19 protein-coding genes and 1 pseudogene are annotated in these 24898 nt (G+C 51.2%); 11 read left to right on the forward strand and 9 right to left on the reverse strand.

The genetic code is table 11. The features are described from left to right. Positions 1-16 precede the first annotated feature (16 nt). The 3 genes from CPA45_RS02860 to CPA45_RS02870 are packed head-to-tail and all read left to right on the forward strand — an operon-like array spanning position 17 to position 3756. Positions 17-1090: a microcin C ABC transporter permease YejB gene (locus CPA45_RS02860; RefSeq protein ID WP_078087641.1), complete on the forward strand. Its 1074-nt coding sequence runs from the start codon at positions 17-19 to the stop codon at positions 1088-1090. A gap of 4 nt (positions 1091-1094) precedes the next feature. Continuing rightward, positions 1095-2168, forward strand: a complete 1074-nt coding sequence (locus CPA45_RS02865; RefSeq protein WP_096650117.1) for an ABC transporter permease — start codon at positions 1095-1097, stop codon at positions 2166-2168. Next, on the forward strand, positions 2161-3756 hold the full coding sequence (locus tag CPA45_RS02870; RefSeq protein ID WP_096650119.1) for an ABC transporter ATP-binding protein: 1596 nt from the start codon (positions 2161-2163) through the stop codon (positions 3754-3756). The genes CPA45_RS02865 and CPA45_RS02870 overlap by 8 nt, the downstream gene beginning before the upstream one ends. A gap of 163 nt (positions 3757-3919) precedes the next feature. Here the strand turns inward: CPA45_RS02870 and CPA45_RS02875 are convergent, their stop codons facing one another. Beyond that, positions 3920-4624 carry a pseudouridine synthase gene (locus CPA45_RS02875; protein ID WP_096650121.1) on the reverse strand — a complete coding sequence of 235 codons (705 nt, stop codon included), beginning with the start codon at positions 4622-4624 and terminating at the stop codon, positions 3920-3922. Then, positions 4624-5439, reverse strand: a complete 816-nt coding sequence (locus CPA45_RS02880; RefSeq protein WP_096650123.1) for an amidohydrolase — start codon at positions 5437-5439, stop codon at positions 4624-4626. The genes CPA45_RS02875 and CPA45_RS02880 overlap by 1 nt, the downstream gene beginning before the upstream one ends. A 72-nt stretch (positions 5440-5511) precedes the next feature. On the opposite strand from CPA45_RS02880, the gene rarD reads away from it, so the two are divergent. Then, a complete protein-coding gene (gene rarD / locus CPA45_RS02885) occupies positions 5512-6420 on the forward strand; it encodes an EamA family transporter RarD (protein WP_096650125.1) in 909 nt (302 codons plus the stop codon). On the opposite strand, the gene CPA45_RS02890 is transcribed toward rarD, so the two are convergent. Continuing rightward, the gene (locus CPA45_RS02890) at positions 6391-8043 is read right to left on the reverse strand and encodes a methyl-accepting chemotaxis protein (protein WP_096650127.1); all 1653 of its coding nucleotides are present in this window, start codon (positions 8041-8043) and stop codon (positions 6391-6393) included. The two genes, rarD and CPA45_RS02890, sit on opposite strands and share 30 nt — an antisense overlap. Positions 8044-8288: 245 nt before the next feature. Here CPA45_RS02890 and CPA45_RS02895 point away from each other — a divergent pair, with 245 nt between their 5' ends. The 3 genes from CPA45_RS02895 (at position 8289) to CPA45_RS02905 (ending at position 13461) form a co-directional block, all read left to right on the forward strand. Then, on the forward strand, positions 8289-9989 hold the full coding sequence (locus tag CPA45_RS02895) for a SulP family inorganic anion transporter (RefSeq protein ID WP_096650129.1): 1701 nt from the start codon (positions 8289-8291) through the stop codon (positions 9987-9989). Positions 9990-10201: 212 nt separating this feature from the next. Beyond that, positions 10202-11362, forward strand: a complete 1161-nt coding sequence (locus CPA45_RS02900; RefSeq protein WP_096650131.1) for a TAXI family TRAP transporter solute-binding subunit — start codon at positions 10202-10204, stop codon at positions 11360-11362. Between the two features lie 89 nt (positions 11363-11451). Then, the gene (locus tag CPA45_RS02905) at positions 11452-13461 is read left to right on the forward strand and encodes a TRAP transporter permease (RefSeq protein ID WP_096650133.1); all 2010 of its coding nucleotides are present in this window, start codon (positions 11452-11454) and stop codon (positions 13459-13461) included. Positions 13462-13608: 147 nt separating this feature from the next. Here CPA45_RS02905 and CPA45_RS02910 read toward each other — a convergent pair whose 3' ends face one another. Both CPA45_RS02910 and CPA45_RS23220 read right to left on the reverse strand, forming a co-directional pair. Beyond that, on the reverse strand, positions 13609-15210 hold the full coding sequence (locus CPA45_RS02910; protein ID WP_096650135.1) for a class I adenylate-forming enzyme family protein: 1602 nt from the start codon (positions 15208-15210) through the stop codon (positions 13609-13611). Continuing rightward, a pseudogene (locus tag CPA45_RS23220) lies at positions 15210-15395 on the reverse strand (acyl-CoA dehydrogenase family protein); the annotation flags it as partial. The gene CPA45_RS02910 and the pseudogene CPA45_RS23220, both read right to left, overlap by 1 nt. A 584-nt stretch (positions 15396-15979) precedes the next feature. Here CPA45_RS23220 and CPA45_RS02925 point away from each other — a divergent pair. Genes CPA45_RS02925 through CPA45_RS02940 form a run of 4 tightly spaced genes read left to right on the forward strand, consistent with a single transcriptional unit; the run spans position 15980 to position 19456 of the window. After that, positions 15980-17095, forward strand: coding sequence for an MlaE family ABC transporter permease (locus tag CPA45_RS02925; protein ID WP_096650137.1), 1116 nt, complete (start codon positions 15980-15982; stop codon positions 17093-17095). Further along, positions 17092-17892, forward strand: a complete 801-nt coding sequence (locus CPA45_RS02930) for an ABC transporter ATP-binding protein (protein WP_422821996.1) — start codon at positions 17092-17094, stop codon at positions 17890-17892. The genes CPA45_RS02925 and CPA45_RS02930 overlap by 4 nt, the downstream gene beginning before the upstream one ends. A gap of 11 nt (positions 17893-17903) precedes the next feature. Further along, complete coding sequence (locus CPA45_RS02935; protein WP_096650141.1) at positions 17904-18845, forward strand: MlaD family protein; 942 nt, start codon at positions 17904-17906, stop codon at positions 18843-18845. Continuing rightward, a complete protein-coding gene (locus tag CPA45_RS02940; protein WP_096650143.1) occupies positions 18842-19456 on the forward strand; it encodes an ABC-type transport auxiliary lipoprotein family protein in 615 nt (204 codons plus the stop codon). The genes CPA45_RS02935 and CPA45_RS02940 overlap by 4 nt, the downstream gene beginning before the upstream one ends. Here CPA45_RS02940 and CPA45_RS02945 read toward each other — a convergent pair. The 4 genes from CPA45_RS02945 to CPA45_RS02960 are packed head-to-tail and all read right to left on the reverse strand — an operon-like array spanning position 19442 to position 24783. Then, a complete protein-coding gene (locus tag CPA45_RS02945; protein WP_096650145.1) occupies positions 19442-21316 on the reverse strand; it encodes a protein kinase domain-containing protein in 1875 nt (624 codons plus the stop codon). The two genes, CPA45_RS02940 and CPA45_RS02945, sit on opposite strands and share 15 nt — an antisense overlap. Before the next feature lie 11 nt (positions 21317-21327). Beyond that, positions 21328-22584, reverse strand: a complete 1257-nt coding sequence (locus tag CPA45_RS02950) for a 2-oxo acid dehydrogenase subunit E2 (protein ID WP_096650146.1) — start codon at positions 22582-22584, stop codon at positions 21328-21330. Positions 22585-22601: 17 nt separating this feature from the next. Continuing rightward, positions 22602-23579: an alpha-ketoacid dehydrogenase subunit beta gene (locus CPA45_RS02955; protein ID WP_096650147.1), complete on the reverse strand. Its 978-nt coding sequence runs from the start codon at positions 23577-23579 to the stop codon at positions 22602-22604. A gap of 1 nt (position 23580) precedes the next feature. After that, positions 23581-24783, reverse strand: coding sequence for a thiamine pyrophosphate-dependent dehydrogenase E1 component subunit alpha (locus CPA45_RS02960; RefSeq protein ID WP_096650148.1), 1203 nt, complete (start codon positions 24781-24783; stop codon positions 23581-23583). Between the last annotated feature and the right edge of the window lie 115 nt (positions 24784-24898).

Consider the following 24898-nt stretch of genomic DNA (forward strand, 5'->3'; position numbering starts at 1 on the left):
ACTCACGGAGTGCACTGTGGCACGCTATACCCTTCGCCGACTGCTACTAATGATACCTACGCTGTTCGGTATCATGCTGCTTAATTTTATTATTGTACAAGCGGCCCCTGGCGGGCCTATTGATCAAATGCTAGCGCGCTTTGAGGGCGCTGATGCAATGGCAAGCACGCGCCTGGATATGGGTGGTGCGGATATCCAAGTAAGCGATGATTCGCGTGGCGCAAGAGGAATCGACCCTCGCTTTATTGAACAGTTAGAGCAACAGTTTGGCTTTGACAAACCCGCTCACGAGCGGTTTATTGGGATGATGGTGGATTATCTCACCTTCGATTTCGGCACCAGCTTCTTTCGTGACCGCCCAGTAATTGAACTGATGATAGAACGACTGCCTGTATCTATCTCACTTGGGCTGTGGACGACATTACTGGTCTACTTAGTTTCAATTCCTTTAGGAATACGTAAAGCGTTACGCCACGGGTCACGTTTTGATGTATGGACTTCAGGCTTGGTCGTTGTAGGCTACGCGATTCCCGGCTTTCTATTTGCCATTCTGCTTATCGTGCTGTTCGCGGGAGGAACTTACCTGGACTGGTTCCCGCTACGCGGCTTGACCTCGCCGGACTTTGCAGAGCTATCCACCTGGGGAAAAATAAAAGATTACTTCTGGCATATCACACTACCCGTCACCGCCGCTGCCATTGGCAGTTTCGCTACGCTCACCATGTTGACCAAAAATAGTTTTTTAGACGAAATCCATAAACAATACGTTTTAACGGCTAGGGCCAAAGGAGCAGACGAGCATCGCATCCTCTACGGGCATGTTTTCCGCAATGCAATGCTCATTATTATTGCGGGCTTACCGTCTGCAATGATCGGTATTTTTTTTACCGGCGCACTGCTTATAGAGGTAATTTTCTCCCTGGATGGCTTAGGCCTGCTGGGCTTCGAGGCAGTTATGCAGCGAGATTACCCAGTGATTTTTGGAACGCTATTTCTGTATACCGTCATCGGACTGTTGCTAAAGCTGGTGTCTGACCTTACCTATGTGTGGGTTGACCCTCGCATCGACTTTTCGTCGCGGGAGTCATAAGTATATGCACTTTATTACCTCGCGCCTTTCACCAATTACACAGCGTCGCTTAGCGGCATTTAAAGCTAACCGCCGCGCACGGGTCTCGCTGTGGCTATTTAGCACGTTATTCATTGTCAGCTTATTCGCTGAACTTATCGCCAATGACAAACCTATCGTGATGCAGTACCAAGGCCAGTGGTACTTACCACTGCTAGTAGACTACCCGGAAACTGAGTTTGGCGGATTTTTACCCACCCGCACCGATTATTTAGATCCTTTCATCCAACAGCAGATCAGCGACCACGGCTGGGCGCTTTGGCCTGTCATACCGTTCTCCTATCAAACGTTGGATATGCAGATGACCCAACCCTCCCCCGCTCCGCCGGATAACCGCCATTGGCTAGGCACCGACGACCAAGGGAGAGATGTACTGGCGCGGGTGATTTACGGGTTCAGGCTTTCGGTGGCGTTTGCCCTTGTGCTCACCGCTGGTTCGCTGGTGATGGGTGTCGTCGTGGGTGGGGTTCAGGGTTATTTTGGCGGCAAAGTAGACCTCATCGGCCAGCGTATGACTGAGATATGGTCGGGGTTGCCGGTGCTATTTCTGCTGATTATTTTGGCCAGCTTTGTGCAGCCTGGCTTTTGGTGGTTATTGGGTATTATGCTGCTCTTTTCTTGGCTGGGCCTAGTGGATATCGTGCGCGCCGAATTTTTGCGCGCCCGTAACCTTGAATATGTGCGTGCTGCTAAGGCGATGGGGCTACCCTCTCGGCTAATCATGTGGCGCCACGTTTTGCCAAATGCCATGGTGGCAACGCTTACATTTATCCCTTTCCTGTTTACCGGCGCTATAGGCACCCTGACAGCGCTAGACTTCCTGGGCTTTGGGCTCCCTCCAGGTGCCCCCTCGCTAGGGGAGCTAGCCGCTCAAGGTAAAAACAACCTGCATGCGCCCTGGCTGGGTATTACTGCATTCATGACGTTGGCGATTATGCTTTCTCTACTCGTATTTATTGGTGAAGGTTTGCGCGATGCATTCGACCCGCGCCATGTTACGCAGCGCCCTTCATCAGCCCAGGAAGCAACTCATGTTTGAGCCTACCAATGCTAATCCGCTACTGCGCTTACAGGAGTTTTCAGTTGCCTTTAATGACAGCGTGGTCGTTGACTCACTCTCGCTCACTGTTAATGCCGGTGAAACACTAGCAATCGTAGGTGAATCTGGCTCCGGAAAGTCAGTCTCTGCGCTCGGTGCCATTGATCTACTACCTAGCAACGCGACTGTGAGTGGGCAACGTTGGTTAGAAGAGATAAACCTCAACCAACTCACCAAGCGTGACTGGAATGGCATCCGCGGCAACCGAGTCGGATTTATTTTTCAGGAGCCGATGACCTCGCTCAACCCATTACACCGCATTGGCAAGCAGATCGGTGAGACACTGCGCCTACATCAAGGGATTGGCGGGCAGGCTGCACGTACTCGCGCCAAAGCGCTGCTAGAGCAGGTCCAACTACCGCGACCGGAAGAGTTATTAGATGCTTGGCCGCATCAGCTTTCTGGCGGTCAGCGCCAGCGAGTGATGATTGCTATGGCTATTGCCAATAATCCAGCACTGCTAATTGCTGACGAACCCACTACGGCACTCGACGTAACCGTTCAGCAAGAGATTTTAGCCCTGCTAAAAGAGCTACGTGACCGCCATGGAATGGGTGTTCTGCTAATCAGCCATGACCTGAACTTGGTACGCCGCCATGCGGATCGTGTGTGTGTTATGTACCAGGGAAAAGTTCAAGAAACAGGTAGCGTTGTCGACGTATTCGATAAACCAAAAAGCGACTATACCAAAGCGTTGATCGCTGCGGAGCCCGAAGGCCGACCTGCAGCACCTGTTAATGCTACACCGCTATTAACCACACACCAGCTCAGCGTCAGCTTTAAGCGGCCAAAAACAGGACTCTTTCAGCGCCAGCCGCCCGCATTTGACGCTCTCAAAGCAACTGATTTAAGCATTTCACCTGGTGAAACCCTAGGCGTTGTGGGGGAATCAGGCTCCGGCAAGACTACCCTGGCCTCAGCCATCATGCGCTTAGTCGCTAGCCAAGGAGAGGTAACACTAGGTGATGCAACGTTAAGCCAACTCTCCGGTGATGCGTTAAGACGCCAGCGCCATCGGCTGCAAATGGTGTTTCAGGATCCTTATGGTGCCCTTTCACCCCGCATGCCTGTGTTCGATATTGTGAGTGAAGGCCTGCACTTCCACTATCCTAACCTAACCCCAGCCGAAATAACCGAGCGTGTGCACCGTACCTTGCGCGAGGTTGGCTTACCGGAAAGCTGCGCTGCCCGCTATCCCCATGAATTTTCAGGTGGTCAGCGCCAGCGGATTGCCGTAGCTCGAGCAATTATTTTAGAGCCTGAGCTGCTAGTACTGGACGAGCCCACCTCGGCACTCGACCGCACCGTCCAGAAACAGCTGGTAACCCTACTACGCGAACTCCAGGCTCGCCGTCAGCTAAGTTATCTATTTATTAGCCATGACTTGGCTGTAGTGCGCGCTATGGCTCATCGTATTATGGTACTTAAGGACGGTGAAGTGATCGAACAAGGCGATTGTCTTGAGGTACTTGCTAATCCACAGCATGCCTATACCAAGGCTCTGATAAAAGCCGCCCATTTGGACTAATATCTGCTGAAATTTTGCTGGTCAGCGGCACTATCTGGATGGTGGTTATCTTGTTACGAACCATGAAAGATAACGGTATAAAATTTTACTTTTCCATAAGCAAACGCCCTCATTACACGATCGTGTAATGAGGGCGCCATACAGTTTTAGTACACGTAATAGGCTAGAAACCAGCTATCTCTTCTGGGGTTAGCTCACGCCATTCGCCCGGCGCTAAATTATCCGGTAATACTATGTCGCCAATTGATCGGCGATGTAACGAACTCACATGGTTGCCCAAGGCGGCAAACATACGTTTTACCTGATGATAGCGCCCTTCGGTAATGGTCAGCTCGGCTTGATATGGAGTAATAAAACGCAGCACGGCAGGCTGAGTGGGCGTCTCTTCTCCGTCTAGCATAATCCCTTCCGCTACCTGATCGATCGCCCATTGGGCAGCTTGATCCTCTACGGGTTCGGCTAAATCTGCCACATACACTTTTGCACAACGGTGGCGGGGAGAAGTCACTCTATGGGACCACTGACCATCATCGGTCAACAATAATAAACCTGTGGTATCAACATCTAAACGCCCTACTGGCTGCAGCCGCTCTACTTTCGGCAGGTCTATTAAGTCAATAACCCGCGGGTAGAGTCCACGGCGTGCAGTGCACTCCACATCTACCGGCTTATGCATCATCAAATAGCGCAGTCCAACCAATGATAACGTTTCACCATTCAACTTGACGTCATCACTCTCGGTGTTTACCTGGGTCGCCGCTTGTTTGATCAGCTCTCCATTAAGGGTGACTTCACCATTTTTGAGCGCACGCTTCGCTAAACTACGAGTTAACGGGGTCGTTTCACTTAAAAAGCGATCAAGGCGCATTATTGACCCACTCCTGGCAGCAGCGAATAGCGGTCGGCATCTTGCCATGCAGGAAATTTTTCACGAAAAGCATCTAGGTCCGTTTTATCTAGCGTCCCCGTTTCAATAAACGGAGCGTTTGCAGGATGATCGATCAGCGGTTCCCCTTTGAAATCGACCAGCATTGAGTCGCCACTGTAAGCGAGCCCTTTGGCATCCTCACCCACACGATTTACACCCACCACATAGGCTAGGTTTTCGACCGCACGGGCCTGTAGCAAAGTACGCCACGGATGCCTTCGGGGAGCGGGCCAGTTCGCCACGCACAGAATAGCATCATACTCGAAATGCTCGCCTTCTGCTGGTTGCTGACGCATCCATACAGGAAAGCGTAAGTCGTAACAAACGCTCAACTGCAACTTAAAGCCTTTAAGCTCAACAATTTGGCGCTGGTTACCCATTCCGTAGCGCTCATGCTCTCCAGCCATACGAAAAAGATGCCGCTTATCGTAGTGGCACAGGCCCTCGTCAGGAGTGGCCCACACCATACGGTTGAAATACTGCCCGTCTTCAACAATCGCAACACTGCCCGTCATCACACAGCCTCTCGCCTTGGCCTGTGCTTTCAGCCAAGCAACGCTTTGGCTTTGTTCCACCGGTTGGGCCATTTCACGAGAGTTCATGGTAAAGCCAGTGGCAAACATTTCAGGCAGCACGATAAGATCAGTAACTCGGCTATCTAACTCACCTAGCAATTGCTCTAGGTGTGCGTGGTTCGCTTGAGGATCTTCCCAGCGTAAATCGCATTGCACCAAGCTTATCTTCAATTGGCTCATGCCACTCTCCTTATGCACCGGTGTATTCATTAATTGTGTGCTAGATTAGCATTTTAAATTAATGAGGCTGCTATGCTTTCCTCAACATCGCGGGACCCCGAAGCAGTTAAAGGCGTTATGTTTGGTTTAACCGCCTATATAATGTGGGGCTGTTTCCCGCTATTTTTTGCCCTGTTTCAGGGTATTCCCGCCTTTGAAATTCTGGTCCATCGAATCTTGTGGTCGTGCTTGTTCCTGGTGGGCCTGATTAGCCTATTGCGACGCTGGTCTCCGGTGGCAGCAGCGCTGGTGCAACCACAGCGCTTAGGTCGAGTGCTGGCCTGCGCCCTACTGATTGCCTTTAACTGGGGAATCTATATTTATGCTGTGGAAAGCAAGCAGGTACTACAGGCCAGTTTAGGCTACTTTTTGACCCCCTTGGTAAACGTAGCATTAGGTATGCTGGTGCTACGTGAGGTGATGGCACGGCTTCAGCTCATTGCGCTAGGACTGGCGAGTTTAGCCATTGCTATCCAGTTTTTCATGCTGGGAGAGCTGCCCTGGATCAGCCTACTGTTAGCGCTAAGTTTTGGTAGCTATGGGCTATTTCGCAAACAGATCCCTTTAGACGGCCTTTCAGGCCTGTTTGTGGAGACACTGCTGCTACTTCCCCTTGCGCTAATTGCTCTTACTTGGCTGAACTGGCAAGGGGAATCGCACTTTTTGTATGATGTACCTATGTCCGCACTGTTGGTGATCAGCGGTGTACTGACTGCTCTGCCTCTAATGGCATTTGCAGGGGCTGCGCGGCGCTTACGGCTCGCCACGCTGGGGTTTCTGATGTACATCAACCCCAGTATTCAGTTCTTAATTGCACTTGCTGTCTTTGACGAGAAGCTGAGTATTATCCAACTGGCAACGTTTGTGATGATTTGGGCCAGCTTAGCGCTCTATTCTTGGTCATCGTGGCAGTCACGCACGCGCCAGACAGTGGCTTCCTGATATTGGCTCCCTTTGCTGGTCAAGGGCTAAATCTGCCGTACCGGCAGATTTAGTCGGTTGGTAACCAATACGGAAACCGCCCCAGTGCTTACCATTTACATAAATTGGTGCCGAAAGGTCATGCATGATTTCCCCAGTATCACGCTTGTAAGTTTGCAGTAACAGTGGCTTTTCATGGGCACCGCAACGGCTGCCTGTTGGATCATCAAAAATACGCTTGCTGCGGCAGTACTTCAGATCATGACCATAGCTGCCAGTAGGCTCACGGCTGACCGCCGCGTTGTGTGTAGGTACATAGCCGTTGCGATCGCAGGCGATAGCATAACTTAACCTAAACTGAGTGAGCAGCGGCTCTTGCAGGTTTTGTAAGTGTCGATCCGTAAAATCGTCAAACCCCGTATGGTAAAGCAGTGGCTGGGTGCCAGGAATTGCTCGGTAGTCTGGCGAAAATAGTGCTGTATGTGCTAGCTGGCCGTTAGCCAAGCCTTTTTCAAATAGTTTGCCGATTTGATCAGCAGCTTGACGGGCTATGCGAAACACTTCCTGATGCCGCCCCTCTAAGCGCTGCTGCGCCAGCTCACCATCAACACCTTCCGCAGCATCCATCAATGCACGGGCCTGAGAAGCCAGATCGTGCATGTTGCGATTTCCCTCATCCACATCGTCTTCTAACTGCCTTAGGCTATCCGCAACGGTTTGGCTATGTTCTCTTGTGCTTGTCATGGCTTCTGCGACGCTAGTAATCTCGCGCTGCACATGATCAAACTCTTGGGTAATAGTAGCCAGACCACTCCCTACTTGCTGCATACCTTGAGAGCGCTCACGAATTCGCGTCATCAATGACCCAATCGTGGCGACCACGCTATGGCCACTTTGATGCATATCATTAACCAGCTCATCAACACTTTGAGTGGCCGTTGACGTTTTTAACGCTAAGTTACGTACTTCACCAGCCACTACGGCAAAGCCCCTACCGTGTTCCCCAGCACGTGCTGCTTCAATTGAAGCATTGAGTGACAATAAATGGGTTTGTTCGGCAATTCCTTCGATCATGGAAGTGACGTTGCGCACACGCTCAATTTTATCGTTCAGCTCTGTCAACATATCAAGCGCATCGTTAGAGCGCTCAGCGACGCCTGCCATATCTTCTATGATATCAGCAAGCTCGCTATGATTATGATGGCTTGATTGGCGGGCATTCTCCGCAAGCGAAGCGACTTGGCTAGCGCTTGCGCTCACTTGCATAATGGCGGTGTTTATCGCACTCATACTTGATGATGCATCCCTCGCCATTTTTTCTTGCTTGGCCAGACGCTGATCCATTAAATCGGCGTAATGTGAAACCTCCGCCGAGGCTATCGCCGTACTACTGGCACGATTCATTAATCGGTAGGCCATAGCCCTTAAGGATGCATAGTCACTCAGGGGCTTTACTCTCCACTGCCCTTTTTCAAGTCGTCGCCGGTCAGAGCGATATACGTCCTCAAGTGCGCTCAACAAAATAGCTCCACCGCCAAGAGCGGCAGGTAGCAATGCTACATAACTCCACATATCATTTTGAGCGACCAAGCCCGCCGACAGTGCCAATAACACCGCAGAAATTAGCAATAGCAATAAGCGCATGAGTAGTACTCTTTTTATTGACATTATTGAGTAATGGACGCCACACAGAGCGAGCTTAACCCCGCGTTGTGATTAATCTTAACGGGTTATGTTGATGAAAGAAGTAGCACTTTGGGGGCAGAAAGAAAGCGCGTATGGCCCCATACGTCACATGACTTCTGAAGAGCAAATAAATATAAGCACTGCAACTAAATGGAATATCATTTACCCTTTGTCTTCTGCCGCCCTCTAGACACCTGGAACTCATGCTAAAGCGCTATTTGCCCATTCTGACGTGGCTACCCCATTACCATAAACGGCTACTGGGAGCAGACTTACTGGCAGGGTTAATCGTCACAGTGATGGTTATCCCTCAATCGCTGGCATATGCGCTGCTGGCTGGGCTACCCGCGGTGGTTGGGCTGTATGCCAGTATTCTTCCCCAACTGCTGTATACCTTGTTTGGCACTAGCAAAGCGCTCGCGGTAGGCCCCGTTGCCATTATCGCCCTAATGACTGGCGCGGCGCTTTCCTCTGTCGCTACCCCAGGTAGCGATGCTTATCTGCAGGCGGCATTGGTACTTTCATTGCTATCCGGGGTAATCCTGGTCGTAATGGGGGCGTTAAAAATGGGCTTTTTTAGCAATTTTTTGAGCCACCCTGTGATTTCTGGTTTTTTAACTGCCTCAGGTATTCTTATCGCCGCTAGCCAACTAGGTAGCCTGCTTGGAATATCTAGCAGCGGTTTTACCTTGATTGAGCGTTTGATGACGCTGCCCCCAAACCTGTCGGCGGTAAACCCTTACACACTCGCTATCGGCAGTGGCACCTTGCTCTTCCTAGTCGCCCTGCGCCGTTTTGGAAAACCAGGGCTTTGTGCCCTTGGTTTACCTAGTGCTGTCGCTGACTTAATCGCCAAAGCAGGGCCTGTTTTCGCAGTGGCTGCCACTACGCTAGCGACTTGGCACTGGCAACTAGCAGAGGTCGGTGTTGAGGTGGTGGGAACTATTCCAAGTGGCCTACCCGCTCTGAGCTTTCCTTGGGGCGATACAACACTATGGCGTGCGCTACTTATTCCTGCGCTGCTCATCAGCCTAGTGGGTTTTGTGGAATCAGTATCCATGGGGCAAATGCTAGCTGCTAAACGGCGACAGCGTATTTCACCCAACCAGGAGCTAATCGGCTTAGGGGCTGCCAACTTAGCCGCTGGCGTTACTAGCGGTATGCCAGTAACAGGCGGTCTTTCACGTACCGTTATTAACTACGACGCTGGCGCTCAAACACCCGCCGCGGGGGCATTTGCAGCCTTGGGTATAGCACTGGTTACGATGTCGTTTACTGGCTGGCTCTATTACCTGCCAATTGCCACACTAGCTGCCACCATCACAGTGTCTATTTTGACGCTAGTGGATATACCAACGCTGCGCCAGACATGGCGCTATTCTCGTAGTGATTTTGCTGCCATGGCCGTCACTATATTACTAACGTTAGTTGAAGGTATTGAGACTGGAATTATTGGCGGAGTAGCCCTCTCTGTTGCACTGTTTTTATATCGTACTAGTCGCCCCCACAGCGCACTGGTAGGCCGGGTTCCCGATACGGAGCATTTTCGCAATATCGAGCGTCACGATGTAGAAACGGCAAGCAGAGCTGCACTGCTGCGCATTGATGAAAGCCTCTATTTTGCTAATGCACGTTATTTAGAAGATACCGTCTACAACCTAGTCGCTAGCCGCCCAGAACTTGAACATGTGGTGCTCATATGCTCGGCGGTTAATTTAATTGATGCTTCTGCTTTGGAAAGCCTGGATGCTATCAATGCTCGTTTAAAAGATTCTGATGTAAAACTCCATCTCGCAGAAGTAAAAGGGCCAGTGATGGATCATCTCAAAAGAAGCGACTTTCTTGAGTCGCTTACTGGACGTGTTTTCCTTAGCACCTACGCTGCATGGAGAGAGTTTAGTTAACTACACCTTGTTCAAAAAACACTTGAAAAGCCAGGCACTTGCCTGGCTTTTTCTTTTAAAGCTCATGCCATTTAGCCTCACAATTTAGATCGGCGTTGACATATCCCTATGCGCTTACCTACTATCAACCGGCCACCAAGTAAAACCAAATACCGCATAACAAAACCAAAAATAACGAGATGTAAATACAACCACAATAAAGGAGCATTCAAATGCGCCCATTCGCTCACCGCTTACTCATTGCCACTTTACCTTTATCACTACTCGGCGCTGCGATTAGCTACGCTAGCGAAGTTGAGCTGCCAAACACCATGGCATGGACAGCCTATGGCACTAACTCCAGTGGCTATGCCCAAGCCGTCGCTATCGGGAATATGCTGCAGAATAAATATGGATCCTCGGTACGGATCCTACCGGGTGATAACGACGTATCGCGTATGACTCCACTCAAGCAGGGTCGTGTTGATCTTTGTGCTTGCGGTATTGCCAGCTACTACGGTGCGGAGGGCGTGATGATGTTTGCCGACCGCGACTGGGGGCCTCAGCCCCTGCGAGTGATAACTACCTCGACCGCCTCTTTTGGTCTATCTCTGGCAGTCGCAGGTGACTTAGATGTTGAAACACCCGCTGACTTGGCAGGTAAACGTATCGCATATATTCGCGGTGACGATGCCCTCAACAAAGGAACCGAGGCTTACTTAGCTTTCGGTGGGCTTACCTGGGATGACGTCCAGCGTGTTGATTACCCGGGATATGGTCGCTCCTTCGACGGTATTATTGCTGGCGACGTGGACGCCTCCTTCACTACAACAGTCACCCCACCTGCACAGCAGCTTGCTAGCAGCCCACGTGGCATTAGCTGGCCGGTGCTAGACCCTGAAGACGAAGCCGGTTGGGAGCGTATGGCTGCCGTTGCCCCTTATTTTCGCCCCCATGAAGTGACCGCAGGCGCTGGTGGTATTAGCGCCGAGAATCCCGTCCCCAGCGCTAGCTACCCTTACCCCATTGTGGTCGCCAATCAGAGCCTGGATGACAAGGTCGCCTATGGGTTAATCAAGGCAATGCAAGAAAATTTCGACGACTATAAAGATAACGCCCCAGGAGCCGTTGGCTATGCCTTGGAAGAGCAGGATCTTTTATGGGTCGTGCCATTTCATGATGCCGTGGTGGAGTACTACAAAGAGATCGATGTGTGGACGGATGAAATGCAAGCACATCAGGATCAGCTCGTGGAGCGCCAAGAAATCCTGTTAAGTGCCTGGGAAAGTTTCATGCAAGACGCGCCTAGTGATGAGGAAGCATTTACGATCAGTTGGATGGAAGCTCGTGCCATTGCACTGAATGATGCCGGTTTCGAGCCAATTTTCGAGTAATGCCCCAGGGGCAGCATTCGTTGCCCCTACTGATTATCGGCCCCTCCCTTGATTGCAGACATTTCCGCCATGACCATAGATACCTAGCCATGACTACAGATAGCTTTACTGCCAGTGCTCCACAGGTTAAAGAAAAGATCAGTCAAATTCGTCAACTACCCTCAGCCCTGCGCTGGATTCCAGCCACGGCGACCGTTGCTTTAATGCTGATAACGCTGGATTATCTTTTCAATATTGGATGGCTCACCTTTGTAACAGGCCTGGAAACACAATTTTACTATGCAGTTGTCGCCTTACTTTTACCGCTGGTTTTCCTGCTTTGGCCAATGCGTCGTAGCCAGCAAGAACGCCCTGTTCCGTGGTATGACTACCTGTTAAGCACCACCACACTCATTGTCGGCGGCTATTTTGTTTACAACGCTGTACCAATTTTAGAGCGGGGGTGGGCCTTTGCTGCACCAGATCTCGCTATCTACGCCAGCTACGCTTACTGGCTACTTATTATTGAGGCTGCTCGTCGAGCAGGCGGTTTGCCAATCGCTGTTATTGCCGGTGTATTTTCGCTCTACCCACTAGTGGCGGATATTGTGCCAGGCCCTATACAAGCGTTTCCTTCAACTCTTGAAGAAACCGCCATGTACCACACCATGAGCACCGAAAGCATCATGGGGGTGCCGCTACAAGCCTTCGCTGGCCTTGTGATCGGCTTTCTAGTGTTTGGCGTGGTGCTACAAAAAAGCGGCGGTGGTAAGTTTTTTATTAACCTAGCCTTTGCTTTATTAGGCCATGTGCGAGGAGGGCCCGCCAAAGTATCCATCTTCTCCAGCGGTTTGATGGGCTCAATGAGCGGTAGTGTTATCAGCAATGTGCTAACCACTGGAGTGCTGTCAATACCTGCCATGCGCCGCATCGGCATGACGCGCTCATTTGCAGGCGGCGTAGAAGCCTGCGCCTCAACCGGCGGTGTTTTAATGCCACCGGTGATGGGTGCAACTGCTTTTGTGATGGCAATGTTCCTAGATATCCCCTACTCCACCATTGCACTGGCCGCGGTTATTCCTTCAGTACTGTATTTCCTAGGCTTGTTTATACAGATTGATGCTTACGCTGCTCGCAACGACATTAAAGGCTTACCTGCCGTTGAACTACCCTCTTTATGGAAAACCTTAAAAGAGGGTTGGTACTTCATTTTTGTCTTTGCGCTATTGGTGTGGATGCTACTTGTCATGCAACGGGAAGCCATCGCTCCCTTTTACGCTACAGCACTACTACTCGTACTCAATCAACTATCTAAATATAACCGCTGGGGTTGGAAGGATGTAGGTGACACATTGTCATCTGCCGCCAAGCTATTTGCTGAACTCATCGCTATCTTGGCAGGTGTGGGCATGCTGGTGGGCGCGCTTTCCATGACCGGCCTTTCTGGCACCATCGCCAACGACTTTATCAACATAGCCGGCGGTAGTGTTCCACTTCTACTGATAATGGGGGCTGTTACTAGTTTCGTGTTGGGTATTGGGATGACCGTTACAGCAGCCTATATATTCTTGGCGGTTGCGCTGGCTCCTGCGCTAATTCAAGGCGGCGGCCTCAACCCAATGGCAGTACACATGTTCATTCTATATTGGGGCATGTTGAGCTTCATTACTCCGCCGGTCGCGCTGGGTGCCTTCGCCGCTGCCACTGTTGCAGGTGCACGCCCTATGGCAACCGGCCTTCAGGCAATGCGCTTGGGCAGCGTGATATACTTCATCCCTTTCCTATTCGTACTCAATCCCGCACTAATTATGCAGGGTGAGCCGCTCACCATTGTCGCCGTGTTCATCCAGGCCGTGGTTGGCATCATCCTGTTTGCCTCTGCCATGCAGGGCTACCTAGTAGTGGTAGGTCGGCTTGGCTATGGAATAGTACAAGAGAGCATAATTCGCGGCTTGGTATTAGTCGCAGGCCTACTGCTGGCACTACCTGGGGGTGGGATGGTGCCACTAAGCCAACTTACACTACTTGGCATGGCCTCAGTAGCGTTACTGCCTGGCATCATTTTGGCTCGCCTAAGTCAGCGGCACCACCAGCGTTCAAAGTGGCGGCTAGACAACTGAAGTAGCATGCTCTGCCCACACTGACGCACCAAACGCGAACGATAGGCAGGTAGTCGCTGCATGCCCAACAGCTTGTGATAGCCAATTAGCGCTTACTAAGACATATCGGAGCTACTCACTTGAATACTGAGCTTTGTTTAAATTGACTCATGAGGTGCTCTCCTGCTGAGCTAAATCCCGCAGCCGCCCTTTAAGAATTTTGCCGCTAGCTGTTGAAGGTAGCATGTCCATTAACACTATATGGCTCGGCCGTTTATAGGGCGCCAGCCGCTCGGCAATAAATGCCTTAAGCTCCGCCACATCCAGCTCAACGCCTGGCTCACTTTGCACAAACGCTACGACTTCTTCATTACCTGACACTTGGCGCCCTACCACGGCAGTTAACGTGACCGCCGGGAACTCATTAATAACCGCCTCTACATCCGGCGGATAGACATTAAAGCCCGAGCGAATGATTAGCTCTTTGCTACGTCCAACGATATACAGGTAACCATCGTCATCAAGTTTGGCGATATCGCCTGTATTAAGCCAGCCGTCTTTGGTTAGTGTGGCACGAGTGGCTTCTTGCTGGCGAAAGTAGCCTTTCATAACATTGGGCCCACGCACCCAAAGCTCTCCAACATTTTCGTTGGGCTGCTCGGCATGTCCACTGCCACTGAGCGGCTCAAGGCGATACTCAAGCAATGGTAAGACGCGGCCAACCGTACTGCTAACGTGACGATCATCAATCCGCGTTTGGCTGATCGTTGGACTAGCCTCTGTTAAGCCGTAGCCGTTGTGCAACGTGAGCCCAAAGGCTGACTCCACCCGCACCTTGGTATCGCTATCTAACGGCGCTCCACCCGCAGAGATGTAAATCAGTTCAGGTGCCTCTAGCGAGCGGTGTTCATGTTTTAAAAACTCTAGCGCACGGGCGTACATGGCCGGCACACCCTGGAGAACGGTAATTCGCTCGTGCTTAAGCGTAGCCAGCATATGTTCAGCATCAAAACGCGGCACGGTATACAGACATGCACCGTTATACAACGACCCCATACAGACCGAGGAAAGGCCAAAAATGTGTGACATTGGCAGCACGCCGTAAACTCTTTGCCCCTGACTCAAGTGACGCATCCCCCCCGAAATCGAGGCGATATAAAGAATGCCACGATGGGTCAACATGACGCCTTTTGGGGTGCCAGTAGTGCCTGAGGTATAAATCATCGCTGCTACCTGTTCGGCACCGCTTGCGTATACCCGCTCAGGTTCGCTGTCATAAAGCGGTGAAATAGCCAGATTCCCCAATTGAGGGTGCTGGTAGCGGTCAGCAGCGCTGCGCGCAGCGTGTTGGCAAGCCTCTGGCGAGGCATCACATGTATAAAATACTCTCCGAGGTAGGCAGTTGCTCTGAATAAGATTAATTTCCTGGGCAGAGAGACGCGCATTAACAATCGCCACCCATACATCAAGCTCACTGGCGGCAAGCAGCAAAACAACTAGGGCACGGCAGTTCTCGCCCACCGTCATCATACGATCGCCTGGGCGAAACCCTAATGCCTTTAACCAGCCACAGGCAGCCTGTATTTCTTGACCAAGCTCTGCGTAGTTCCAACGCACATTGCCGTCCACAATGGCAGGCTGCCCCGCCAAAAGCTGGGCATTTTCTAGCACACGAGTACTGAGCCGGGCAGGAATCTCTGCCACTAGCTCGCTAGCAAGGCGTCCAAAAATACTCTCGTCCGGTGCTTGGTAAGGTACCGATAAAGCCATTAGGACGCCTCCCGCACCATATTACGGGCAATCACTATTTGCTGAATTTGGGTAGTGCCTTCGTAAATACGAAATAGCCGCACATCGTGATAACAGCGCTCAACCGCGTACTCGGACATGTAACCCGCGCCACCATGAACCTGTACCGCACGGTCAGCCACACGCCCTACCATTTTACCGACGTAGGTTAGGCGCGCTCCGTTTGGGATCAAGCGTTCACGGACAAAACGGGCGATTGTATCGACAAGCTGACCAATCAATTCGGGATCTCGAATCATGATGGCTCCTGATGGCAAAAACTATTATTGATCGTTATAAATAGCGCTGGAGTAGCGACAAACCCGCCAGGCGGAATTAATGTCCAAGTTGCTTATCAAGCACTTTTGCATAGCCCAGGACAGGCAGTCAACAAACGAAACCAAATTCTGCAATGCAAAATAAAATCACAATAACTATTAATTACTCTCCTTGATGCTGGTTCAAGACTACCCACTGCAGCCTCGGCCATCAGGCGCGCCTGGCTATGCGGCTGATCGGACGAACAAGGTCATGGCGATTAACTGCGGTGGCTCTAGCCTGCGCTTGGACATGACCGCTTGGTTAACAATCTCGGGCTGCGTTTAAAAGAAGTGGCAGACAATATCAAGCAGGAACTGGCACCTGAATATCGTGTTTCACGTTAAGTTACTGACAACTTCTCTTTCACTAACACTCGTTTGAATGCATCATAAGACCTTCACTTAATCGTGAATATCGATGAGGAGCAGGGATGCCAGACGAATGGTTAACAGTCGAAGGTGCCAATATATCGTTTCAGGGCAAATGGACGCTTGATAATTTCCATGCCCTAAAAAGCGTACTCAGCCAGCAGGGCGAGCTATCTTCGAAAAAAAAGATATCGCTTAATGGTATCGAACGCCTTGATACCGCTGGTGCTGCCCTGATCATCGAATTCATCGGCATTGAAAGAGCTAAGCAGGTACCAGAGTGGGCCAGCGAATTGCCTAAAGAGCAACAAGCGCTACTGGTGCGGATTGCTGAGGCAATGGAAGTGCCTCTGGATATCCCCCCCTGCACACGACATAGTATTACTGATGCGCTTGCCAATATTGGTCAGAAAATGTCTGACCTATGGTCGCAACAGCGCCAACTACTAGCTTTTATTGGTTTAGTGCTAGCCACACTTATTCCGTTGCTGCTGCGCCCTCATCGCTGGCGCTTTACCGCCACCATTGCACACATCCAACAAAGCGGCCTAAACGCGGTCCCTATTGTTGCGCTGTTAACTTTTATGGTGGGGGCTGTAGTGGCTTTCCTCGGTGCCACGGTGCTCGAAGATTTTGGCGCCACCATTTATACCATTGATTTAGTGGCTTTCTCTTTTCTACGTGAATTTGGTGTTCTGCTTGCCGCCATTTTGCTCGCAGGCCGCACGGCCAGTGCGTTTACTGCACAGTTAGGTGCAATGAAATCCAATGAAGAAATTGATGCCCTTCAGGCCCAGGGGCTCGACCCTATCGAGCTTCTGGTGCTGCCCCGTGTGATTGCCATGTTGGTCAGCCTACCGCTTCTTGCCTTTGTAGGCATGCTCAGCGGGTTATTGGGCGGTGCTGTAGTAGCCTCGCTGTCGCTGGATATTTCTCTTACCCAGTTTATGACCACACTGCAAAAGGACATGTCTGTTACCCACTTTCTGGTGGGGCTAAGTAAAGCCCCTGTGTTTGCCTTTGTCATCGCGGTGATTGGTTGCCTTGAAGGGTTCAAAGTCAGTGGCAGTGCACAGTCAGTTGGCGCCCATACAACCTCAAGCGTTGTGCAATCAATTTTTATGGTGATTCTAATTGATGCCCTGGCTGCACTGTTCTTTATGGAGATGGGCTGGTGACACATTCAAATAAGTCTTCAGAGCAACATAGTCAGCCAGTTATTAGCGTCCGGGGATTAGTTAATCGCTTCGGTGCCAATGTCGTTCACGAAAACTTGGATTTAACCCTGAATCAAGGTGAAATCCTTGGGGTCGTAGGCGGTTCTGGAACGGGAAAGTCAGTCTTGTTACGCAGTATCGTCGGCTTGAAACGCCCTAATGATGGCACCATTGAAGTATTGGGTACGCGCTTAAATGACCTAAGTGAAGAGCAGCGCAGTCAGGTAGAACGTCGCTTTGGCGTATTGTTTCAGCGCGGTGCACTATTTAGCTCTTTAAATTTGCAGGAGAATATCGCTCTACCGCTAATTGAACACGCCAAGCTAGGTCGAGAGGAGGCGGAGTATCTAGCACGACTCAAATTATCGTTAGTAGGCCTGTCTCCTAACACCGCTCTACAATTTCCCGAGTCGCTCTCTGGCGGGATGGTAAAACGTGCCGCCCTGGCACGTGCTCTAGCGCTGGATCCAGATATTCTCTTTTTAGATGAGCCTACCGCTGGCCTTGATCCTATCGGCGCGGCAGCCTTTGATGAGCTGCTAGTCACTTTACGCGATGCGTTGGGCTTTAGTGTTTTCCTGGTAACTCATGACTTAGACACGCTCTATGCCGCCTGTGACAGGGTAGCAGTACTTTCTCAAAAAAGGGTGCTTGTAACTGACACGTTAGCGCGTGTTGCGTCGTATGACGATGAATGGATACAAGACTATTTCCAAGGCCCCAGGGGCAGAGCGGCTCAACACGCTCATCAAAATTAGGAGTAACGCATATGGAGACACGTGCCCATCATATATTGATCGGTCTCTTTACGCTGTTAACTGGCGCAGGCGCCCTGCTCTTTGCCTTATGGATGAGCTATGCAGCTGGTGAACGCGACTACCAGCCTTACCAGATCTTATTTGAGCGCAGCGTAAGCGGCCTCTCCGTTGGAGGCAAAGTGCAATATAACGGCATAGAGGTAGGGGATGTGACCTCTTTGGAGCTAAACCCCAGTGATCCACGTCAGGTCATTGCTGCCATTCGTGTCTACAAAGACACCCCTGTTAAATCAGACACCCGTGCGAAGCTAGCGTTTGCCAGCATTACCGGCAGCATGTCTGTTCAACTCCATGGTGGTTCTCCGGAAAGCCCTCTCTTGATGGAGCAAACCGACGATGCAGTTCCATTTATTCGGTCCGACCCCTCACCAATCGCCACTTTGTTTGATGAAAGTGAAGTAATGATCGAAAACATCAATGCGATCTTGAAAAGCGTCAATGAGCTATTTGATGACAGCAACCGCGAACAAGCCGGTAACATCTTAACGAATATCTCCCGCATTACCGATATGATTGCTTCTCAGCAAGGTGCACTTGACGAAAATATGGCGCTATTTGGCAATGCATCGCGCCAAGCGACTTCTACCCTGGCAAGTATTGAAACGCTTAGCCAGGAAACGACTCGATTACTCAGTCAAGATGGTCAAATGGTGATGGAGAGCATCGCTGGTGCCAGCCGCGATGTGGCGAGCGCTGCACAGCGTATTGAGCAGCTAGTCAACGACAATTCGAGCTCTGTAGAACGTGCGCTTCAAGGGTCGGGGGATATCGCGCCAGCACTTTCTGCCTTGCGCTCTACTCTAAATTCACTGGACCGTATTACCCGCCAGCTCGAAGAAAGCCCCAGGGACTTCTTCCTGGGCCGAGATCAGGTAGAGGAGTTCCGCCCATGAGCTTTCGTCTTACATTTAGTCCCCTAGCACTGACGGCTGTGTTACTCATTAGTGGCTGCTCAATACTGCCTGAAAGTGAACCAGCCACTCTGTATCGCCTACCTGCATCAGATACTTCGCTTGCTGGCTCTTCTGGTGCTGTTTCGATTCCCTTAAGACTCGGAATTGCCACCCCTGAGGCAGGCCACTTGCTGAGTAGCAACCGCATTGTGGTTTATCCCCAGCGTAACGTGGTCAATGTGTACGAAGGTTCACGCTGGCATGAAAATGCCCCAGACATGCTGCAAGCCCGCCTTATATCAGGTTTGCAGCAGCGTCAGCTATTTACCAGCGTGGGTAGTGATCGCCTGCCTAATGATTTACTGCTACTTAGCGAGTTGCGCCACTTTCAAAGCGAGTATGACACCAACCCTCCCAGCATTAACCTTCAATTAGACGTACAGCTGGTAGGTGCTCACGATCGTCAGCCAATAGTGGCACAAAGCTTCGCTACCCGCGCCCAGGCAAGTAGCGTCGAGATTCCTGACGTAGTTGATGCCTTTGGCCAGGCGAGCGACGTACTAACCGAACAGCTGGCAGTATGGTTACTAGAGCAATCAAGTGGCTTGTGAGCCACTTATAGGTGCTTGCGTAAGGTGCTTGCGCAGATAGGCTCGAGGGTCTTTGGGATAAAAGTGCTCTGGCTGGCGTTCAAGGTGAGTGAAAAAGCGCGTATCTTTATAAGGCATTTTCATAAACCCAGACACGCCCAGGCCTTCGATTTGGCTAACCGAGTCCAGCATGCGCGCCAGCAAACTGCAAAACTCTTGCTCACGGCAGGGGTCAAGTAGCCGGTAATAGCTGTGAATCTTAAGGTGCTTAGGCAGTGCTTCGAAGATAATCATGCCGGTATGGTGAATATCATTAAGTTGCTGAAGTATCTGAATGATGCTTTCAGGAAGTGCAAGCAGTTCTTCTGGGTCAGGGCCATCCTCAAAGTAGCTATGCTGACGAGTACGGTCTTCCATTTCCGGCACCGCGCTTAGCTCATAACTAATCGCCATATTAGACTCGCAGTGAAACGAGTGCTCCGCACTTAGGCGCTCTATGTGGAGGGTTTGGCGGGCATTAAACAGGCAGCTTTTGAAAATCCCCTGACGGTGAATAGCGCGGGCCAGATGCACCATGTTATTAACAGCCTCAATAAAGGCTGGCTTTAGATCTGGATCGTGCAGATTTAAGGAAGAATCGATATAGACTCCTTCTCGCTCCCAGCGAACTGCCAAACCACCCACCACTGGGTATTTACCCAAACGGCTCACCGATGCCAAAAACGCCTTTTCGGTTTCTCCCATGCCCTGCATGAACTGCTTATAATAGCGGTCTAACTGCACGTCATTAACGTCGTTTAAAGTCTCTTCAGCATTTGCCTCACGCAGGAATGCTTTGCGCGAGCTATACACCACAGTATCTATTTCTTGACGCGTAGACCGCCCCCATACCGGCACCAAGGGAGGATGTCGAGCAACGGGCAGATCAACCATGACTGTCTTTTCCAGGCGCGGCATAACACGCAAAAAATAGTCGCCCGCACGGCGACGCACCTGCGGGTCTGGATCCAACATGCCATCCAGGATACGAGCAAACTCCATCGGCAACCCTAAAGAGCTGGCGGGAATCGCACGATGGCCAAACCTGCAGGATTGGGCAGACGCCAACGCATAAAGCGTTCCCGCTACGCCCTGCTCATCAAAGCGTGGCGATGAAAGCGCACCATTGAGCTGCTCATCACCAATAAAGTACACATCCCCAAGGCGCGCATTGGTTTGCTGTAAATTATCGGACATTAGCTCCATCACGTTAGCGCCTACAAACTGCAGCTTTTCATCCAACTGGGCAAATACGGATGATCCCCAATCAATCAGTGCAACTTGCTCTGTGGTGGGGTCAAACACCAAATTGGAAGGCTTGATATCACCATGCACCACGGGGCGGGCATTGGGGCCTGATTCACGGCGCAGCACGGTAAGGATATCCGCTAGTTGAGCGGCAATGCGGATAATTAAACGGGGAGAAAGTTTCCCCTCTTTAAGGGATACCTGCTCTAGATTCCAGCCAGGCGCACGCTCCATTACCAGAATGGATTGACCTCTAGCACGCTGATAGGCTACCAACTTAGGGATACGTGGATGTGCCACTTGGTCAAGCATGAATGCCTCTTCTTCAAGGCGCTCTTGCAGGTGCATCGGCAAAGTAATACGCGAGAACTTAAATACGTAGTGAGCCGGAGCACCTTGAACAAGTGCACTGCCCGCAAACACAAAGCCGTAGGCTCCTTTACCTATCAGTTCAATTTCCGTGTAGCCCAGTTGGGTGAGCTGTGTTTGACACAGCGCCACCCAATCCTTGAGCTTACGGGCATCGTGATGGCTTAGCAGATATACCGACTGCTCTTCTGGTATGTAGAACTGCTGAAGCGGTGCCTGAGACATGGGTTGCTTTGCTAACCCAAGTGCAGCAGCATAGTTTCTGGCGCTTCTAAAAAGCCTTTCCAGGCATTGCAGAAGCGCGCGATAGTACCACCATCAATAAAGCGGTGGTCTCCTGCCCAGGTAATCGTCATGATCGCGCGACGCTGCACTTCCCCCTGCTCATCAAAGCGTGGCAGCCACTGGGTTTTACCAATAGCGACAATTGCGGCTTCAGGGGCATTGATAATCGGTGCTGCATAGGTACCACCAAGCGCCCCAATATTAGAAATGCTGATCGTGCCGCCTTTGAGATCTGCTTGATCTACACGCCCCTCCCGAGCGGAGGTGGTTAATCGCCCCACTTCACGGGCAATATCAAGTAACGTCAGTTGCTCAACACCTTTTACATTAGGCACAAGCAGGCCCGCTTTACTGTCTACTGCCATCCCAATATTACACTGGGGAAAATAGTGTAGCTCATCCCCTGCTGCATTCAGCTGAGCATTCACAATAGGGGCTTGAGCAACAGCAAGTGCCATCGCTTTCATAAAAAAGGGCATCAACGTCAAGCGCTCACCCTGAGCTTCTACTAGCGGTTTCAAACGCTCACGTAGTGCTAGCAGCTCTGTGACATCAATTTCCTCACCGTAGTGGAAGTGCGGAATAGTGCTTGCCGCTTCGACCATCCGTTTAGCCATCACTGCACGTACACCGCGTAGAGGCTCAACCCTGGGCGCCAGAGGTTCGCTTCGCATTACAGGCTGTCCGCTGGCATGGCTTACGGGGGTTGCCACTGGCTCCACTTGGTCAAGATGCGCCAATACGTCCTCTTTTAACACCCGGCCATCTTTACCGCTGCCAGCAATATCGGTTAACTGAAGATCATGCTCGCGCACAAGGCGGCGCACCGCAGGACTAGCAGGCACTTTATCTACGGCTACACTAGGTGCAGTTTGTGGAGACGATATTTCGGAAGGCTTGAGCGACGATGGGGCTTGTTCGGTTACATTGGGTGCTTCAGCTATATCGGCATCGCTATTCGGCCCAACCTCAGCTTCTATCTGGTAGGCATACAACGGCGCATGTACCTTGGCAATTTGCCCCTGAGGAACGTAAAGCTTAGTGACCACCCCGGACTCAGGAGCAGTGATTTCAACCAACGCCTTATCGGTCATCACCTCAACGATAGGCTGATCCTCTTCAATGTGGTCGCCTTCAGCAACGCGCCACTCAACCACTTCACACTCAACGATACCTTCACCGATATCCGGCAGTAAAAAATCACTCATGGCTGTTCTCCCTGGCGCTAAAAGTTCACGCTTTCGCGAATCGCTTCAAAAATTTTCAGATGATCGGGCAGATACTCTTTTTCCAGCACTAATGGGAAAGGGGTATCTAGCCCGGTTACCCGACTAATCGGCGATTCCAGATAGAGAAAACAGCGCTCTTGAATTGTCGCTGCGATTTCACCGGCAAAGCCACCAGTTAACGGAGCTTCATGGCTAACAATCAGACGTCCGGTTTTAAACACTGACTCAGCCACTGTATCCGCATCCCATGGCAGCAACGTGCGCAAATCAATAACTTCGCAAGCAATGCCCTGCTCTTCGGCAAGCTCAGCAGCTTTGCCAATAACTTCCATTTGTGCGCCCCAGCCTACCAGGGTGATATCGCTGCCCTCTTTGATGACCTCAGCCTCGCCAATCGGCAGTTGATAGTCCTCCTCAGGGACATCGCCTACTGCCGCACGGTAGAGCCGTTTAGGCTCAAGATAAAGCACCGGATCTGGATCACGAATGGCCGCCAGGAGCAGACCCTTGGCTTGATAAGGGCTACGGGGTACGACAACTTTCAAGCCCGGGGTATGGGTGAAATAAGCTTCTGGTGACTGAGAGTGATAGAGGCCACCTGCAATTCCACCGCCATAGGGCGTACGAATAGTTAAACCACCTACGTTAAACAAATCACCTGAGCGATAGCGGAATTTGGCTGTCTCATTAACGATTTGGTCAAAGGCAGGGAAGATGTAATCGGCAAACTGAATTTCAGCAACCGGTACCGAACCCTGTGCTGCCAAGCCGTTGGCAAAGCCGATTATTCCTTGCTCTACCAACGGAGTATTGAAGCAACGTGCCTTGCCGTATTTTTCCTGTAAATGGCTGGTAGCGCGAAATACACCACCAAACACACCCACGTCTTCACCGAAACAGATGACTTTGTCATCTTCGGCCATGGCGATATCGAGAGCATTATTAATCGCCTGTAGCATATTCATAGTAGGCATCTTACGCTCCCCCCTGAGAGTGGTTGGCCGAATCAACATCCAGGTCGAGAGACTTAGCACCTTTTGGGTACGCATCTGGATAGCGTCGAATATGACGCTTGAGCTGATCTAGCTGACGCTGCAAAGCAGGGGTAACATCAGCGTAGACATCGCTAATTAGCGAGTCTAGTGGCGGAGAGGAGCGTTTTTCTGCTCGCTTCATCGTGTCAAGAACCTCTCGACGCAAAGTTTCTTGCTGGCTGGCTTCTTCCTCGTCACTCCACCAGCCCTTTTTCACCAACCACTTTTGTAAGCGCAGTAGCGGATCCTTCGCTCGCCACACCTCTTCCTCATCCTTCGAGCGATAGCCGGAGGGGTCATCTGATGAAGAGTGAGCAGCGAGTCGATAGGACATCGCTTCGATCAGTACGGGCTGATTCTGCTCTACAGCAATTTTGCGGGCTTGTGTCGTGGCCTCAAATACCGCTAACGCGTCATTGCCATCGACCCGAATGACGTGCATATGGTAGCCAAATGCTCTCGGCGCAATACCATCTGCAGCAAACTGCTCAGTGGAGGGAGTTGAAATGGCATAGCCATTGTTGCGGCAGAAAAAAATCACCGGTACTTGATGAACGGAGGCCATATTCAGAGCGGCATGAAAATCCCCTTCTGAGGCAGCACCTTCGCCAAAAAATGTCAGCGTACAGTGCCCATCACCTGCCAACTTTTGACCATATGCGTAGCCTGTAGCTTGGGGGATCTGGGTCGCAAGAGGGGATGAAATGGTCATGTAATGCAGTTTGCGCGAACCATAGTGGATCGGCATTTGACGGCCTTTACCATAATCCAGCTCATTACCGAAAAGCTGGTTCATGAACTCGTCGATGGAGAAGCCACGGTACATCAAGGCGCCCTGCTCACGGTATTGCGCCATAATCATGTCCGCGTCATCTAACGCTGCAGCCGCCCCAACGACCGCAGCCTCTTCGCCGGTGCACTGCATGTAAAAACTGAGCCGCCCCTGGCGCTGGGCAGCCATCATTCGCTCATCGAGGATGCGAGTTGCCAGCATGGCCTGATAGAGCCGTCTAGCATGATCACGTTCTAACGCTGGCTCACTAGCACCTTGGTAAAGCTCGCCCTCTGGATTGAGCAAGCAAAAAGTATCTATTGAAAACTCGTCGCCGGTCATAAAGCGCGGCTGATGTACGTACTCGGTCATCATTATTATCCTTGTATTGCCCCTTTTGAGGGCAGTGTTGTCGGTGTTGACCTTTTATGCCAGTGGATTTATCTGACAGGGATCAACGCAACACAAGGACATTAACTCAGCGGGC

Source organism: Vreelandella nigrificans (genome assembly GCF_002374315.1).
GTDB lineage: Bacteria > Pseudomonadota > Gammaproteobacteria > Pseudomonadales > Halomonadaceae > Vreelandella > Vreelandella nigrificans.